The 17,481-nt window shown below is 60.7% G+C and carries 7 protein-coding genes and 1 pseudogene; 4 read left to right on the top strand and 4 right to left on the bottom strand.

The window, feature by feature from the left end; all coding sequences use genetic code 11:
• Window positions 1–29 precede the first annotated feature (29 nt).
• The 3 genes from N3J91_08105 to N3J91_08095 are packed head-to-tail and all read left to right on the top strand — an operon-like array spanning window position 30 to window position 3,236.
• Entirely contained in the window at window positions 30–1,427 is a 1,398-nt protein-coding gene (locus tag N3J91_08105; GenBank protein ID MCX8156393.1) for a S8 family serine peptidase, read from the top strand.
• Window positions 1,428–1,464: 37 nt separating this feature from the next.
• Window positions 1,465–2,595, top strand: a complete 1,131-nt coding sequence (gene aroB, locus N3J91_08100) for a 3-dehydroquinate synthase (protein MCX8156392.1) — start codon at window positions 1,465–1,467, stop codon at window positions 2,593–2,595.
• 5 nt (window positions 2,596–2,600) lie between these two features.
• A complete protein-coding gene (locus N3J91_08095; GenBank protein ID MCX8156391.1) occupies window positions 2,601–3,236 on the top strand; it encodes a hypothetical protein in 636 nt (211 codons plus the stop codon).
• Here N3J91_08095 and N3J91_08090 read toward each other — a convergent pair.
• From N3J91_08090 to N3J91_08075, 4 genes are all read right to left on the bottom strand, one after another.
• The gene (locus N3J91_08090) at window positions 3,207–5,732 is read right to left on the bottom strand and encodes a lamin tail domain-containing protein (protein ID MCX8156390.1); all 2,526 of its coding nucleotides are present in this window, start codon (window positions 5,730–5,732) and stop codon (window positions 3,207–3,209) included. The genes N3J91_08095 and N3J91_08090 overlap by 30 nt on opposite strands.
• A gap of 224 nt (window positions 5,733–5,956) precedes the next feature.
• Window positions 5,957–6,532, bottom strand: a complete 576-nt coding sequence (locus N3J91_08085) for a hypothetical protein (GenBank protein ID MCX8156389.1) — start codon at window positions 6,530–6,532, stop codon at window positions 5,957–5,959.
• A 222-nt stretch (window positions 6,533–6,754) separates the two neighbouring features.
• Window positions 6,755–12,013, bottom strand: coding sequence for an immunoglobulin domain-containing protein (locus tag N3J91_08080; GenBank protein ID MCX8156388.1), 5,259 nt, complete (start codon window positions 12,011–12,013; stop codon window positions 6,755–6,757).
• A 107-nt stretch (window positions 12,014–12,120) separates the two neighbouring features.
• Window positions 12,121–16,203: a lamin tail domain-containing protein gene (locus N3J91_08075; GenBank protein ID MCX8156387.1), complete on the bottom strand. Its 4,083-nt coding sequence runs from the start codon at window positions 16,201–16,203 to the stop codon at window positions 12,121–12,123.
• Window positions 16,204–16,332: 129 nt separating this feature from the next.
• Here N3J91_08075 and N3J91_08070 point away from each other — a divergent pair.
• Window positions 16,333–16,430, top strand: a pseudogene (locus N3J91_08070) (PRC-barrel domain containing protein).
• The last annotated feature ends 1,051 nt before the right edge of the window (window positions 16,431–17,481 follow it).

Below are 17,481 nucleotides of genomic sequence, written 5' to 3'. Positions count from 1 at the left end.
CTTGGGAGGGCATGCGGTGTAGTTTAATTATGAGCGGCAAATCCATCCTCTGGCACGGGGGCAAGGTCTGGTGGTGGACATGGCTGCTGGGGATTCTGGCCCTGGGATTGCTACGGGAGGGCATGGCAGCCCAGCGGCTCAGCCATGATCGCACTCAGGGCACTTTTTCCGCCACGCTGCAACGGCAGGAACTCACCAATGTTTTGGCGGAGTTAACCCGCGTGACAGGCTGGCAGGTTTATTTGGAGCCGGAAACCCGCCTCACCGTAACCGTTTCATTCACCAATCAACCCACGGGCGAGGCTCTGCGTCGTTTGCTGGGTTCACTCAGCTATGCTTTGATTCCGCAACCGGGTCAGCCGCCGCGGCTTATGGTGTTTCGCACCTCGGTGGAGGAGGCCACCCAATTGATCGTGGCCAGGGACAAGGGGTCCCAAGACACAGGCCTTATTCCCGATGAGCTGATTGTTGTGCTTAAACCCGGCCAGTCCATTGACGATGTTGCCAAGGCATTGGGCGCCAAAGTAATTGGCGCCGCAGCCGGCCTGAATGCCTACCGGCTCAAGTTTGATAATGAGGAGGCTGCGCGGACGGCTCGCGAGCGGCTGGCACAAAACCCAGCCGTGGCATCGGTGGATGCCAATTACTGGGTGCAACGTCCCGGCGACGTGGATTTGCTGCGCGCCGGCGCCGGCAGGCCGCTCATGCTTTCGGCCAAACCCATTGGGGACGGAAATCCGATTGTTGTGGGATTGATTGACACCGCCGTCCAGTCCTTGGGCAAGGACTTGGATCCGCTGATCCTCAAGGGGATTTCCGTGGCCGGCGAGGCCACCCTGCCCACGGATGCTCCCACTCATGGCACGGCCATGGCTTATGACATTCTAACCGGGCTTTCCCAGCTTTTGCCCCCCGGCCAGGCCACCAGCGTGCGGCTGGTGTGGGTGGATGTGTATGGTAACAATCCACAAACCACCACCTTTGATGTGGGGGTGGGCACTTATGCCGCCATTCAGGCCGGGGCCAACATCATCAACTACAGCCTGGGCGGAGAGGGCGAGAGCGCCTTTCTGCGTGATATTCTGCAAACGGCCCGCCAGAAGGGCATCCTGCCCATCGCCGCAGCCGGCAATGTGCCCGGCACGGTGCCGATTTACCCGGCTGCTTTTCCTGAGGCCATTGCGATTACCGCCGGCGACCGCCAGGGCCAGATTGCCGCTTGGGCCAACCGCGGCGATTTCGTGGACGGCGTAGCTCCTGGCAGCTCGTTGGTCCCCTTTGCCGGCCGCACCTTCTTTGTCTCGGGCACCTCGACCGCCACGGCCTTTGCCTCCGGCTATGCTGCCGCGCTGGCGGACAAAACCGGCAAGCCGGCCCTGGAGGTGGAGCGCCTGCTGCTGGAACTGATTGGAGTAAAAAAACCCTAGCCGCTGCCGGGCCGCCCTTTTATGCTGCGGACGGTCTATGCACACCGTCAACGTGCCACTGGGCGAGCGCAGTTATCCCATCCTGGTCGGAGCGGGCCATTTGCCGGCTTTGGGTGAAGCCTGCCGCCGCTGGCATTTGTCCGGGCCGCGTTGCGCGATCATTACTGATGATCACGTGGGGCCCCTCTACGGAGCCACCGTGGCCAACAGTTTGCAACAAGCCGGCTTCGCTCCAGAGTTGATTTCCATCCCTGCCGGCGAGGCCAGCAAAAACCTTCAGTGGGTGGAGCATTGCTATCACCAACTGGCCGCCGCTCGCGTGGAGCGCAAATCTTTCATCATCGCCCTGGGCGGAGGGGTGGTGGGAGACCTGGCGGGTTTCGTGGCCGCCACCTATTTGCGCGGCATCCCCCTGGTGCAGGTGCCGACCTCCCTGCTGGCGCAGGTGGACAGCTCGGTGGGCGGCAAGGTTGGCATCAATCTGCCCGCAGGCAAAAACCTGGTAGGCGCTTTTTATCAACCCCGCCTGGTGGTTTGTGATGTAGAAACGCTGCGGACGCTTCCTCCCCGCGAGCTGCGGGCCGGTATGGCGGAGGTCATTAAATATGGGGCTATTTACGACGCCGATTTGTTCACCCGCTTGGAGCGCGAAGTGAACGATTTGATGGCGCTGGATTTGAAGCGCTGGGAGCCGCTCATTGCCCGGTGCTGTGCCATTAAGGCCGAGGTGGTGGCCCAGGATGAAACCGAATCCGGCCTGCGCGCCATTCTCAATTTTGGGCACACAGTGGGCCATGCCATCGAGGCAGTCGCTGGCTACGGGCATTATTTGCATGGCGAGGCCATTGCCATTGGCATGGTGGCGGAGGCCTGGCTTTCGCAGCAACACACCGGCCTGCCCGCTGCCGAGGCGCAGCGGTTGCGCCGGCTGCTGGCCGCCGCCGGTTTGCCCGTGCACTATGCCCCGGGCGAGGTGCCCTGGGAGAAACTGCTGCAGGCCATGCAGCTCGATAAAAAAGTCAGCCAGGGCCAGATCAAGTTTGTCCTGCTTTTCGCCCTCGGCCGGGCGGTATGGGGTCAGCCCGTGTCGCCTGAGCAAATCCGGCAGGCCATGGAGGCAACGGCGGCTGGGGCGGTGATTCCAGCCGGTGGCCAGAGCAAGGATTAACGCCTATGTCTGCCATCAGTGAAACCATCGTGCGCGAGTATTTTGAGCTCCATGGCTTTTTCATTCACCAGGAGCGCAAGGCCGTCAGCCCTGTCCGGCGCGAGGACGAGGAGATTGATTTTGTGGTATGGAATCCCCAGCCCCAGCCCACGCCAAGCCATCTGCCTTTTGTTCTGCAATCGCGCCACTTGAAACACATTGTCCGTGCGGTGGTGGTGGTGCGGGGCTGGCACACGGAGGCCTTTACCGCCGCCTTTCTCAACGCCGTGCCCGAGATGCTGCGCTTTTTACAGCCGGAAACCCTGCAGCGTCTGGAGCGCGCTTATCCGGGGCCGCCGCCCCTGCTGAAACTGCTCGTGGCTCCGGAACTGCCCGTGCAGGACACGGCCCGGCAGCAAAGCATTGAATTCCTCAAAAGCAAGGGCCTGGACGGCGTGCTGCTTTTCCGCAACGTGCTGGCGGATTTGGTGGACAGCGTGGAGGCCAACCGCAACTACCAGAAAAGTGATTTGTTGCAGGTGATCCGCATCTTGAAAAAATACGGCTTCCTGCGTGGACCGCAGTTGGAATTGTTCAACACCCGCCGCCCCCGCGCCCCGGGAGGGCGGCGCTTACGGCCGGACGCGGGCGCGGAGGAATAGCCACCCGTTGGTCATCGGCACGGTGAAATTAACCTGGCTGCCCGTATTCGAATACGTGGCCAGCGTGGTCCAGTTGGAAAGATTCAGGGACCCCTGAATGTCGTACGTGAACCCGGGCGCCGTACTGAATACCAGTTGCATCGCTCCCTGCGGATTCCTTTGGGGGGGGGGAATCGTCGGCGCGGTGACCACCGTCAAGGTGGCCGGGGCACTGGTGATGGTGGCCGTGGCGTTGCTCACGGTGACGAAGTACGTCCCCGCATTCGCCGGCTGCACGTTGGACAGCACCAGTGAGGCGGTGGTGCGGCCGGACAGGACGGCGTTGTTGAACCACCACTGATAAGCCAGCGGCGCATCGCCAGTGGCATTCACGTTGAAGGTGGCCGTTCCCCCTTGCAGGACGGTCTGGTTCTGCGGCGGCTGAACAATGGAGGGCGGATTGGCCGTGAAGAACACTCCCGGCGACGGCGGGGCGCCAAACCAGCTCGTCTCATCATTGGCATAGAGCGGGGCGATGCGATGCAACGAATTACCGCCGCCGTCCACGAAGTTGGTGGGCCAGGGCGCCTGGTCCTCGTAACGCACTTTTTCCACCAGCAATTGCGGCACGTAACCGGCATCCGGATGCGGCGGGCGTTGCGCCAGGTCCGGCCGGATGAGTTGAATCAACATGGTGCTATTGGCCAGCTTGCCCTTGTAAGGGCCATAAATGCGGTTGAAATTGGCGGGAATGTTGTACTTGGCCCTGAAGATGGCCAGTTGGGTCAGATTGGTCACGGGATCAAAATTGACCACCAGCAAACTGCTGCGCGCCGGCAGCACCACCCCTTGGGGGAAGGTAAATTCAATGCCCCCGTTCAAACTCCAACGATTCGTTGGCTCGGTGGGGGTGAACAACGGCACATTGGTGGACGCTAGATTGGTCAGCTCGATGTATTCATTCAGCGAATCGTCCAGGCGATTGGTGCCCTGAATAATATCCGGAGGGTGATACATGATTTCACTGATGATAATGGGGCCGACGAGCGGATAGGGATTGGTCTCCCCACGACCAGTCAAAAAGACGGACATCATTTCGGGCGGGTCATTGGCGGTGACTGAAGTGCCAAAGGAAAGTCGCGACATGGGCACAAAGTCGGTTTTTCCGTCGCTTTTGACGTGGCGGCCCAAGGAAACCCCGTTGGCGGTGGCCTCAAAGGACTTGCTCAGGCGGAAACCGGTAAGCGGACCGCCGCGGTTGGTGGCGCTGCACAGGACCACAGAATCCCCATGCGCCGAGTTGAGCGTGAAACTGGGAGCATTGCCCGTGCCATCGGGGTTGAAATCTTTCTCGTACACCACCAAAAAGCCATTGGGGGGAACCACGGTATTCGTGGGAAACTGATATTTGCGCGGGTTGTCCTCGCTGTTGCTCAGGTAGAAGTGGTCCAGGCGATACGGTTCGGAGGTCAAATTGAAAAATTCAATCGCATCCACCAGGGGGGGATCGGTGTGCGCCAGCACCTCGTTGATCACAATGTTGGTAATCAACTGAAAGTTGCTCTTGCCCGGCGTGGAGCGGTTCACCATGAAACGCACCAAGTTGTTGGTGTTGCCATCCGGTAGCAATCCGTCGGATACATTTTCTGGTTGAGCAGCCACGATGACGCGATGTATGGCTTCTCCCGCCGCTGCTCCCACATAAGGCAGGAGAATCAACACATCTCCCGTGTCGCCCCCCAGGCGGAAATTACACTCATTGGCGGGTGCCCGGGCGCTGCCGTTGTCATTGGCCCAGAATAACTGAAAGCCATTGGAGCTGATAAAGGAAAGCGGCGGAATCACCTTCTGTTTGGCCGCGCCGCCATTGTCCTGAATGACCAACCCCTCCATATTTACCGGCGGGTTGGTGGCGGGATTGAAGATTTCAAACCAGTCGTCAGTGGTGGGGGTGTTGGCCAGCCATTCATTAAATACCAAGGCCCGCGGTGTGCCCAACGGTATGGGGGCCGCATTCTCGGCCCCCGGCGTAGGGATGGTCAGGCGCCAGGCGCCACTGCCATCCGGCCAACGGCTGATGGACAAGTCTTCGATTTGAAAACCAAAGCGCACATAATCCACCAGCGTCGGCGCATTGGTCGGGCCGCGGTACAGACCGACTTCGTCGGTGGCTTTCTTCAAATCAAATCCCGTGTACAAACCGGGACCGTTGGTGGTTTTATTGCACCAAACAATGAGGAATTCAAACGGCTGAATCACCGTGCCCGGGGGAAAGGCATATTTGAAGCGCTCGTTAACATTGGTATTATTGGTTAGAAACCAACCATGCAAGCTCACCGCGTTAGCTGTGGGATTGTACAACTCCACGTAGCTTTTGGGAAAACCATCGCCATTGCGTACCGCCGCATTGTTGTCGGCGAGCACTTCATTAATCACAATTTGTGCGGGGCTTGTGCAAGGCAGTGCCACTAAAACCGCGGTGGTGCAGCACCACCTCAACCACTTGAAAACAGTCATATTATCAGCATTAATTTACATCAAGGCGCCTTTTTTCTCAATTTCGTGCCACCTTGGCAACGGCAATTTGTTGTTAATAGCCGTGGCCAAGGTGCTACAAGCAGATTCCGGGCCAAAACCGGGGAGACCACGAAAAGCCAAACCGCTTGACCAACTGCCTGCCAAAGAAAAAGCCCGCGTCCTTAACAGGAGCGGGCCTGCGACAAGCAAGGTAGCGGGCCGGTTTACTCGTCCGACAACAGGGTGTCCGCCAAAATGGCCAGTCGCACCCGTTTGGCGGCTTCAGCCTGGAAATCGGGCCGGGGCGGCAGCATCCAGCGGTCCAGCGAGTTGGTGGAGTAGTGGCCGGTCTCCGGCGCTTGCACGCGTTGCTCCGGCGGATATTGGCTGTCCCAGACCTTTTCCAGCAGCACAGCCAGGCAGTTCTGTACCAGGCTCTTGTATTGTCGGCGGAAAAGCCGCAACACATTCCAGTCGGGCCGGTTGCCCGCACAGATGTACTTCAGCGCCCGGTCGCCCGGTATGGCCAGCTCAATCTCCCGCGAACCCGTCAACCCCCGCGCATACGCGCAGGTTAATAACGTCAGCAGCATGGGTGCCTGGTAGATGCCAAAGGTGGTTTTGAACTGCGCTTGTTTGAATTGCGGTTTGACTTGTTCGATGGCCTCCAGGGTCATGCGTACCAAGGTCAGCGATCCAACCCATTCCGTGGCATCCTTGGGCATCGCCACCGATTTGCCCGTCAGCGCCGCATCGCCCCCGTTGCTTTCAGGCCAGATGTGATTATTTGCGGCGTCCATATTCCCTCCCGGATTTTGTCTTGTTTCTCTCATCCCTTAATTCCCTTATTTTTCGTTTTTTCAACCGAGGCTAATCTACGCTGGGCCTGTTACGGCAGCATGGCAGCCAGGTTAATAATTAACGGGAATATAAATATTTATAAGTAGCTTATAATAAGCCACTTATGTTTCCATTTGAAGGCGCTTGATGAAGGGGCAGGGGGCGGCGGCTCCAAGATGGCCTTACGGCAAAAGTCTCAGCCGATAAAACCGCCGGGACCGTCCCACCGCCTGGTGGTCCTCGAATTGAACCCGGCCTTGGTGATTGGTGAAGCTTGCCGCCCGCTGCCATTGCCGCAAATCTTCCGAAGCTTCAATGTCAAAGCTCAGCGCGGCGGGAAGATCAAATGCCAGACGCAGCACCCCGTTGGACCATCGCAGGTTTTCCGGTGGCAGGGCAATGCCGTGCACGATGACCGTGGCCACCTGGCTGGTCACCACCCCCGAGGCATTGGAGACGACCACGAAGTAGTCGCCCGCGTGGGCCAACAGCAGGGGGGCCAGGGATAACTCGGCGTTGGTGGCGTTGAGCAGGGCCGCGCCGTTGTGCCACCATTGATAGCGCAAATCCGTGCCGGTGGCGGTGACAAACAGGGTCAGGGAATTGCCCACCCAGCCCTCCGCGCCTTGCGGTTGATCCCAGATTTCCGGGGGGATGCGCACGGTCACCCGGGCCACCCGGCTGGTGACCACGCCCACGGCGTTGCTAATGACCACCCGATAGTTGCCCGCCTGGAAGGAGGTTACATTGGCCATTTCCAACACGGGGCCGGTGAAGGCGGGCAGGCGCATGTTGCCTTGGTACCACTGATAGCTCAGCGGGGTCATGCCAGTGGCGGACACGGCTAGCTGCACGCGTCCCAGGTAGTCCACCTCCACATCCTGCGGCTCCTGCAAAATGATTGGGGGATCGTTGGGATAAACGACTTCCAGAAACAGGGCCATGCCGAACACCACATCCGAACTGGTGGCACTTTGTTGATGGACTTCAACGGCCATCAAATTCGCGCTGCCCAACACCACGCCGTTGGTATCCAGCGTGAGCACGTCGTACACACCCTCGGGCGCGGAGATACTGGCAAAGGTGCTCGCCGTCACCGTGCCCTGGTTCATCCGAATCCGGGCTTTTTCCAAGCCGTTAATATAAATAACAGCCCCATCATCCACCAGGTTGGAGGAGATCAGCCGCACCTGTCGGGCACCCTGGATGGCGGGGAGGTTGAAAGTGGTGCGGAAATAATACGTCGTGATGGCGCCGCCTCCCGGTGCGGTGAGACTTAACGTGGTGTTGATGGGCGTCACGGCGGGGTTGTCTTCAAAGGCCAGCAGGCCGCGGCCTTGGGACCAGGTGGAGTCACTGTAACCGGCAGCGCGCCAGGCCGTGCCCAGGTCCAAGCCTTGTTGGTTGTAACGCCAGGTATTGGTGATGCCAAAGATGAGCAGCCGATTGGTGAGGGTCCCACGGTCAATCGCCAGCCGTGCCGGCCCTCCGATGGCCATGCCGAAGGCATTCGAGACCACCACCGTATAATCCCCCACGTGCTGATAACCGACGTTGGTGATCACCAGCAAGGAACTGGTGGCATTCGGCACATTGGTGCCGTTCAACCGCCATTGATAGCTCAGCGGCTCGCCGCCATAGGCCATCACGCTCATTTGTGCCTGTCCCCCCAATGCCACCATTTGATCCGTAGGAGGCTGGAGAATCTCCGGCGGCGCGTTGGTGGCGTCCACAAAGAGAAATGCCGCATCGGCATACCCCACCGTTTCGCCGTATTCGGGCCGGAATTGGGAACCGCTCTCGTGGTGAAAATACCACCTCCGTCGTGGGATGGAGACGGTGAAATTGGCCATATCCCCCAGGCTCTCGAAGTTGTTGACGACCGAGGTCTGCCAGTCCGTCACCCGCGTGCGGTTGATGGACGACAGACCGGTATTCCAATCGATCGTGCAGTACACCAGATAGGGCACACCGTCGTAGTATTCCACCACGCCCCAGGAGGCCCAGGTCTCCGAGCCGTAAATGTAAAAATCGGCGGTTTGCGGTGCGGGGCCATAGACCGTGACCCGGCCGCTGGGCAGCTCGATGTCATAGTAGAGGCGGGTTGAATTGATATACAACCCCACGCGGTTGAATCCGGAGCATACCAGGCCCCCGTAGCTGTTGGTGATGGGCTGGGAAAGCGTAATACTGCGCCCCGTCTGGGTGAGATTGGTGCCGTGGAGTTCCACCAGATGAGTAATGCGCTGGCCGCTTCCGGTTATGAGGGTGGTGCCTTGCGCAAAGGAATACACCGTTTCCGTGCGCAGGTTGCACACCAGACCGTAGAATGGAGAGGACCCTACTGCGGCTGGCTGGGATAAATCTTCCGCCAGCCAGCGGCCGGTGCGGTTGTCCCCCGTGACAAACACGTGACTGCGCGAAAGCGCGATGCCTCCACAATCATCCCCCGTCAGCGCCTCATGCTCCATCGTTTTGCTGTTGCTGGCATAAAGGCCGACGATGCGGAAAGTATTGGGCACCATTTGCACGAAACGCAGCTCCGCCAGCCGGCTCGTGGCGGCCCCGTATAAATTGGTAATCACCACATGATAAGATCCGACGTGTTGAGGCCCGATGCCGCTTAGTTTCAACGTCTCATTGGTTGCGCCCGGAATCGCCGCTCCATTAAAAAACCATTGGTAGGTAAAAGGTGCCGTGCCATTCACGGTGACCCGCATTTGGTCATCAGCGCCGGGCAGGGTGCTGATATCAGCAGGCTGCGTGACAATCACCGGCGGCGAAAGCACCGTGACCGTGGCGATTTGACTGGTAACCGCCCCAAAATAATTACTGACCACCACATAATAGTTTCCCTGCTGCGCGAGGGTTACATCGGGCAAGGTCAGCACCGCGTTGGTGTATCCTGCAAAGTAACCTTGGAAATACCAGGCATACCATAGCGGTGCGGTGCCCTCTGCCTCCACCCTGAGTCGCAAGGTTTCGCCGGCGCGCAGGTTGGTGCTCCCCGGCTGCCTGGTGATAACGGGCAAGGTCCCCACCAACACATTGGCGACCTGGCTGGTGGTGCTGCCATAGGGATTGGAAACCACCACGTAATAGTCTCCCAGCATGTCGCTTTGCACCGGGTTGAGCACCAGGCGGTTGGTGTTGGCGGTCAGCGGCTGGCCATTCCGATACCATTGATAGTTGCGCGGCAAGGCCCCCGCCTCGGAGACCGCCAATATCGCCCGGCCACCGGTGCCGATGTACTGGGAAACTGGATGGGCAATAATAAAGGGTGGGGCCTGCAGATTGCGCTCTACGGTGACAGGGGCATACCCCAGTATTTCTCCTCCGTTAGGACGGAATTGGGAGCCCGCCTCGTGATGAAAATACCACCGATTACGGGAGAGGGAGAGGGCGATGTTGGCCATGTCACCCAGGTTGAAAAAGTTCTGCAACACCGTGGTCTGCACTCCAAGCTGACCGGGAGTGGTGCCCGGCCCCACGGTGCTGCGGACGATGTTGCGGTTGTCCCGCACATAGACCAGATGCAGGGCATTGCTGAAACATTCGGCAATACCCCAAATGGCCCAACTTTCAGACCCGTAGAATTGGGGAAGGCTAAGTGCCCCCAGGTCGGTCACGGTGCCATCGGGCAAGGCGATATGGAACAGCCTGCCACTGGCCCACACCAGCACCCTGCCGCTGCCACTGAACACCCCGGCATTGTAATAGTTGATGGGGATGGGGAGGTTGAATGCGATGCGCCGGCCGGTCCATGCGCCTGTCGCGCCATCCAATTCCAGAAGACCATCCACCTGACTGACACTATAGCTTTGCAACAGGTTGGTGCCTTGGGCCAGCGAGTAAATTTTTTCGGTGCGCAGATCCGCCACCAAACCGTCGAGCATCACATTCATGCGCACGCCGCCGCCGAGAGTGCCGGCATCGTAATGCGCCGTGTTATTATCGCCGGTGATGAAGACACGGTTGCTGGAAACCACCAGCCCGCCCCGGTCATCGCCCGTCAAGTTATCATGGTCAATGGTGACCGCGTTATTCGTGGCAAAACTTACAATGCGGAATACATCAGTATCCGGCTGGGCCACCGTCAGCCACGCCACCGCGCTGGTGACCACGCCAGCCGGATTACTCACTTCCACCCAGATCCGCCAGCCGTTCTGGCCCGCAGAGACATCTTCCAACACCAGCACTGGGCCGGAAGCGAAGGGCCAGGGTGCCTGGTTCACCATCCAACGGTAGGCCAGCGGGGGACTGCCCTCGGCCTCGACTTCAAAAACCACGGTGTCCCCCTCCTTCGCCACTTGATTGGCAGGCTGGCGCAGGATGGTGGGGGGGCGGGCGCCGGTATGGATGGTAACATCGTCCAAAGCCCATTGAGAATAACCAATCCCGCTATGGGCCGGTTGATGCCAGCGTAACTGGGTATTCGTGGAGATTGCCTCCGGCGGCAGGGGCACCATGATGTAGGTCCAATTGGTCAACTGGGCATTGGTATAGACCTCCAGCACCGTCCATTCATTGTCTCCCACCCGGTATTCCAGTTGCACGGCCTCGTCGGGCAGCAGCATTTCACCCCAGACGGGCCGCCCTCCAGCGGCATAGCGCAGTTGGAAACTTACCCTGGCTCCCTCCAAGAGCGAAAGCGGGCGGGTGATGGCATACCGCTCATCGTCGCCACCAAACCACAAACTATTGACCCCGGACACCGCCCCGGCGTAGTTGGTAATCAAAACGTCCACGCCCAGCGCCCCGGCGAAGGCGGCCCATGCGCCCGGCTCCACCCCAGGCTCAAAGTCATCCGTGAAACCCGCGTCGGGCACAATGACTTGGAAGTTGCGGATAAGCCGGGTGGTTTCGCCCCAATTGTCCGTCGCTTCCACCCGCAGGGAATGTGGTCCCAGGTCCAAATTGGTTAAGGTTAAATCGTAGGGCGGGCCGGTGAACTGTGCGGCCAGGCGATCGTCCACATACCATGTCACATTGGTGATGCTGCCATCCTCATCCGCCGCTGTCACGGTCAGGGCCAGCGGAAGCCCCAAAGCCACTAATTCCCCCTCGCGTGGCCGGGCGAGCGTCACCTGCGGGGCGGCGTTGATGGTGATTTCCACCGTGGGTGACCACACGCTTACCGCGTTGTTATCGGTGGCCCGGGCGCGCAATAAATGGGTGCCGGCTGGTGGGTTGCTCCACACCAGGGTGAAAGGCGGGTTGGTGGATTCGCCGACATAGGTTTTGCCCCGGTAATAATCCACCCGCACGACGGTGCCTTCGGCGTTGAAATACTGCACGGTGACCGGCAGGGGCGTGGAGGGATGCGCGATGAATTGTCCGTTGGTGGGGTGGACGATGTTGATCCAGAAAGGCTCCTGGGCCAGGAGCATTGCCGCAGCCCACCAATACCCTAGAATACCTATCCACCAACCGTGTCTCATAGAATCATCTCTCCGTTGGACGCCACCTTGGCGGTTGTGCTCCGCAAAAAACATTATCTACCCCTGTTTTTACAGGGGCAGAATCTGACTGTGCCTGCGCAAAATGACTACGGCAACAGCAATATCCGATAATACCTTTGCGGCCGGCTGGGCACGAGGGCATCGGGCACGGCCACCGGTCCGCCATTGCCCGTGACCAAGCCGCCCGGCAAATCCTGCCAAACGGGGTCGGTGAGGCGATCCTTGTATTGCACCTGGTATTGCCGGCCAGCCTGTGTCTGCCAGCGAATCTGGAGGTTGGCGCCGCTCTGGACCAGTTGGGCCCGCCGGTCTTCCACCGTCACCGTGAAGCTCTGCGTGGCGCTCAGGCTGGGTGTCCCATTGTCGCGGACAATCACGGTCACCGGATACACGCCCACCACCGCCGGAGTCCAGGAGAATACGCCGGTGACCGGATGCACTTGAGCGCCGGCCGGCGCGCCGGGAGCCAGCTCAAAGGTCAGCGTTTGGGCGGGCACATCGGCATCCGATGCCACATTGGTAAAGACCAGGGTTTGCCCCAGCGCCACCGTGCGGTTGGGGATGGGGGCCAGGTTGGGCGGCGTGTTCAACGCAATGGCGTTGGTTTGCAGGAAGTTGACGGGTGCCGCCACCCAGATGGCCGGATCGTTGCCGTAAAGGTCCAGGGCCACCCGTTGCAGCGAATAACCCGTGCCATCCGCGGCGGCCGGCCAGGGAGCACGATCGTAATACCGGATGCGCTCCACTTCCACATACGGCACGAGGCCGGCATCCGGGCTGGGCGGTTGCTGGGGCGTGTCCGGCTGCTTCAATTCAATGCTTTCATCGCTGTTGTCCAGCTTGCCGCGATAGGGTCCCACAATGGGCAGGTTGGTGGAGAGCCGGTAAGTGGCCCGGAAATTGGCCAGCAAGTCGGGCTGCCGCACCGGATCAAAACTAACCACCAGCACCGAGCCGCCCGGCGGCAGGCTGAAGCCCGGCGGAAACTCAAAGTCCACCGCATCCCGCAGGCGCCAGGTGTTGGTCGGATACAAGGGATCATACAACGGCACGGTGCCCGTCGTGCGGTTGTACAATTCAATGAACTCATGGATCACGTTGTCTTCCGTCCCCAGATCCGGCGGATGATACATGATCTGGCGGATTACGACGGGACTGATGGCCGGATAGGCATTGCTGGCGCCGGTGCCAGTCCGAAACTCGGCGACGGAATTCGGCTCGTCCACCCCGAAGGTGCGGCGGCTCAAGGGGACGAACTCCGATCTTCCGTCGCTGGTGACGTGACGACCAAAGCTGACCCCACTAAAAGACGGCCCAAATTTTACACTGGTACGATAACCTGTCAGCGTGCCGTTGGTGGTGGCGGCCGACAGATACAGTTCGTCACCCTTGGCCGAGCTGAGGGCAAAGGCCTGCCGGTTGTCCTGCGGATTTTCATTAAACTGATACTCGTAGAACACCCGGAATCCGCGCGCGGGAATGATCGTGCCCACCGGGATTTGGTATTTGTTCAGGGTGCCTTTGCTATCGCTGAGGAACCAGCCGCCAATATTCACCGGCTGGTCAGTCAGATTGTGCAGCTCAATGGCGTCCTCCAGCGGCGGGTCACTGTGCGCCAGAACTTCATTGATGACTAGATTGGTCAGCGGACGATAGTTCGATTCGCCCGGTGACGGGGTGTCGGGGAAGAAGACAATATTGGTGCTTCCATCCGGAAATCGGCCTTCGCTCACGCCAGGCTGGGATACGGGATAATTCCAACTGACTGTATCAATATACCCATTGGAGGTGGCCAGCCCCAGGGATTCACGGGTGGCATCCAAACGGAAGCGCACATGATCCGCCCCCGCTGCGGGATTATTATCCGCGATGAGTTTCAGGAAGGCGTTGGTGCCGCCCCCGCCGATGAAGGAGAGGGGCGGGATGGGCGATTTCGTGGGGTTTAGCAAATCGTCCGTGACAAACAGACCACCCAGGGCCACCGGCAAACTGCCGGGGTTGTACAACTCAAACCAGTCATCCCGCCCATCTCGGTCGTTGGGCATCCATTCATTGATGCGCAGAAGTGCGGGATTACCCAGAGCCATGGCAATGTTGGCGGCCCCCGGCGTGGGAGCATTCAAAACAAAAGAACCGGTCCCGTTCGGGACACGGCCAATCGAGAAATCGGCCAATTGGATTCCATAGACCACCGAAGACAGCAGGGTGAGCGTGTCATCATACAAATACACCCCGCCACCCTCGGCCTTCAGGCCAAACCCCGTGTTCATCAGGCTGGCCAGGTTGGTGGAGGCGGGCCGTCGTCCATCACACAACACGACCAGATAGCTCCGCGGGCCCAGCACCGTGCCGGCCGGGAAGGTCCAGCGGCCCGGGTTGGTGGTGTTATCGCTCAAACTCATGCCAGCCAGGTTCACCGGCTGATCCCCCGGGTTGAACAGCTCCACCCAGTCGCTGGCGACGCCGAGGACGTTGGTGTAGTTCTCGCCCAGGGCGAACACCTCATTGATGACCACCGCGCCGCCGGTGATGTTGGTAATGCTGCGGGTCAGCGTCAGATTCATGGCCATGGCCATGTCCGTGCTGCCCGAGGCCTGGTGCACTTCCACGGCCAGCACGTTGGTGCCCGCCACCAAACCGGTCAACGGCAGCATCAACGGCCCGATGAGCGGCGCGTTGCCGCTGACGCTGGCAGAGGCATTATTGCTGTGGACGATGGTGCCCGCCGGCATATTGTACCGCAGGATCTCCGTGCCGTTCAGATACACCACGGCGCCGTCGTCAATATAGTGGGACAGCGCCAGTTGGAAACCGTTGGTCTCGCCGGTGTAAACAAAACGCGTGCGGAAATACACCGTCGTCTGCCCCAACTCATTCAGCAACGTGCCGGTGGGAATGGGGTAGGAGATGCTTTGCGGCTTGCCGAAAAGTCCTGGCCCGCTGGGCCACGCCGCATCATTGTAGCCGACGTTGCGCCACGTGGTGCCCAAGTCGGTGCCCTCGGCGTGGTACCGCCAGGTGCTGGTGAAGTCCACCAACACAATGTTGGTGGTGATCACATTGGTGCTGCCGCCCACAAAAGGATTGCCCGCGCCGGGCGTGGGTTGGCTGAAGACAAACACGCTGGGCGAGCCATTGGGACTGCGTCCCTGCGAATAATCCGGAGCAAGAAAATCATAGGTCACCGCATCAATCACGCGCAGGTCGCGATCCAGCAAAGCCAGGTCACCATGTTCGGCGGCCAGTCGGAAATTCAAATGATCCGGCCCGTTCTCCGGCTGGCCTGTCGCCTGGAAGACGGTGAAGTTGCGCGGTCCGATGAAACTCAGGGGCGCAATTACATGCCGGTTGGGCAGACCATCTGGTTTGTCCGTCAGATACAGTCCGCTCAAATCCACCGGCACCTGTTGCGGGTTGAACAGCTCCACAAAGTCATTGAAGGAACTAAACTGGGATGACGCCATCCATTCGTTGATACGCAACTGCCGTGGGTCGCCCAATGCCACAGGAACATTCTCCCGGCCCAGGGTGGGCTGGCACAAGGCCCAGCTCCCGTCCGGCATCCTCCCGATGGAGTAATCGGTGGCCTGAGGGCCATATTGAACCTGGTCGAGGAGCGCGCCTCCCCGATGGGCTGCATCGTACAAATAGAGGCCGCCGCCCTCTTTGCGCAGATTGAAATCGAGATAATACCCTGGCCGGCCTTCATCATTGGCGGCCAGCGCAATCAGGTACTGCCCCGGCCCCAGGAGGGTGCCGGCGGGAAATTCATACTTGTCAGGGGCCGCCGGGTCGTCGGTCAATCGCAGGCCCGACAAGTCCACCGTCGTGTTGCTGTAGTTATAAAGCTCCACCGCATCAGGCGTACGATCGTTGTACTCAAAGGCCCGCCGGTTGCTGGCGAGGAGCTCATTCAGACGGACGGGCAATCGGCTGCCATCCACCACCCAAGTGACGCGGGTAACGACGGCGTCTTCGCCGAACACCGGGTCGTCCTGCCACCAGCCGACATCGTTTTTGCCCGCCACCTCCACCACATGCTGGCCGTCCGGCAGGCCGCTCAGGACAATGGGCGTGCCAATGGGCGTCTCGGCGCTCCAAGGGCCGCCGTCCAGCCGCCAGCGGTAATGCGTGTAACCCGCCCCCGCCGGATAGGCCCCGGCGGGCATCCCGTTGCCCGTCACATTGAAGCCCACCCGCAAGGTGGCCCCGCGCTCGGGCGTCACCGCCGCCGGCGCCCCCGCCACCGTCACCCCCCAGCGGCCCGTCGCCCCCTTGCCCCGGGCCGGACTGCCCGGCCGCAGGCCCAGCCACTGCCACAGCACCTGCGCCCCCGCCCAGTTGGTAAAGGCCGTCTCCCCCGCCGCCGGCCAGCGCGTCACCTGCGGATCCACCGCCAGATTGCCGCCCCCCGGCCCCGTCCAGGCCCCGCCGGCCACCTGCCACAGCACGTTGTTGGTAAAGGTCACCACCGCGGTCGTCACCTCCCGCGCCAGCCGCTCGGCCGTGTGCACCACGTTGTTCTCCCAGTACATCCCCGCCCCCTGGGCCGTCCCCGCATCGGCCAGCACCGCCAGCGCCGTCACCGCATCCAGGCTGCCCACCCCGTTCTGCCACACCACGGTGTTGTCCCGCAGAACGTAAAAGTTGCCTTCCTTGGCGTTGGCCACGTGATCCAGGTCGTAAAAGAGGTTGTTCACCGCCGTGATGCGGGAGGTCTGCCCCGCGTTCTGCCCGCCGCTGATGGCGCTGCCGCTGTCGGGCGTGCTGCCCGCCCGCCGCGCCCGCAGGAAGATGTTCCCCTCCACCCAGGCGTCGGTGCCGTCGAGGTCCAGCAGGTCATCGTCGCTGCCCATGAACACGTTGTTCAACACCACCAGCACCGGCCCCGGCCGCTGCCCGCCGGTGAAGTCCAGGGCGTCATTGTAGCCGCTGACCTTCCCCCAGAAGTTGCGCCGGAAAATCCCCCGGCCCCCCGCCTTGATGCCGCCGGTGCCGTGGGTGGGCTCGAAACTGCCGGTGGGGGCGGGAAACTCGCAGTTCTGCACCACAAAAGAGGCGCGGGTCAGCTCCAGATACTGGCGGGCGGGGTTGCCAAACCGCAGGTTGTCCAGCCAGACGGTGCCGTCGGTGACGGTGATGGCGGTGCTGTTGTTGAACTCGATGAGCAGATGCGCCAGGCGGGTCTCCGGCGAGTTGGCCGAGCCGTTGATGGTGATGCCGCCCCAGGTGTTGCTGGCGGCCGGGGGCCGGGTGAAGCGGATGGGGGCGGTGGGCGTGCCCTCGGCCAGGAGGCGCCCGCCGTTGGCCACCACCAGGTTGGCCCCGCTGCCGAAGTAGACGGTGGTGCCCGGCTGGATGGTCAAGGTGGCCCCGCTGCCAATGGTCAGCGTGCCGGTCACGTTGTAGGGCCCGCTGGCCGCCAGCCAGGTGGTGTCCGCACTGAT

The organism is Verrucomicrobiia bacterium (assembly GCA_026414565.1).
GTDB lineage: Bacteria > Verrucomicrobiota > Verrucomicrobiia > Limisphaerales > Fontisphaeraceae > Fontisphaera.
The sequence above is the reverse complement of the archived record's forward strand: the minus strand, read 5'-3'. Positions and strand labels throughout refer to the sequence as shown.

What these genes read in the sequence shown, in the direction of transcription:
- N3J91_08080 (MCX8156388.1), bottom strand. Translation starts at nt 12,013, where the DNA reads ATGAGACACGGTTGGTGGATAGGTATTCTAGGGTATTGGTGGGCTGCG.
- N3J91_08090 (MCX8156390.1), bottom strand. Translation starts at nt 5,732, where the DNA reads ATGACTGTTTTCAAGTGGTTGAGGTGGTGCTGCACCACCGCGGTTTTA.
- aroB (MCX8156392.1), top strand. Translation starts at nt 1,465, where the DNA reads ATGCACACCGTCAACGTGCCACTGGGCGAGCGCAGTTATCCCATCCTG.
- N3J91_08095 (MCX8156391.1), top strand. Translation starts at nt 2,601, where the DNA reads ATGTCTGCCATCAGTGAAACCATCGTGCGCGAGTATTTTGAGCTCCAT.
- N3J91_08075 (MCX8156387.1), bottom strand. Translation starts at nt 16,203, where the DNA reads ATGCCCGCCGGGGCCTATCCGGCGGGGGCGGGTTACACGCATTACCGC.
- N3J91_08105 (MCX8156393.1), top strand. Translation starts at nt 30, where the DNA reads ATGAGCGGCAAATCCATCCTCTGGCACGGGGGCAAGGTCTGGTGGTGG.
- N3J91_08085 (MCX8156389.1), bottom strand. Translation starts at nt 6,532, where the DNA reads ATGGACGCCGCAAATAATCACATCTGGCCTGAAAGCAACGGGGGCGAT.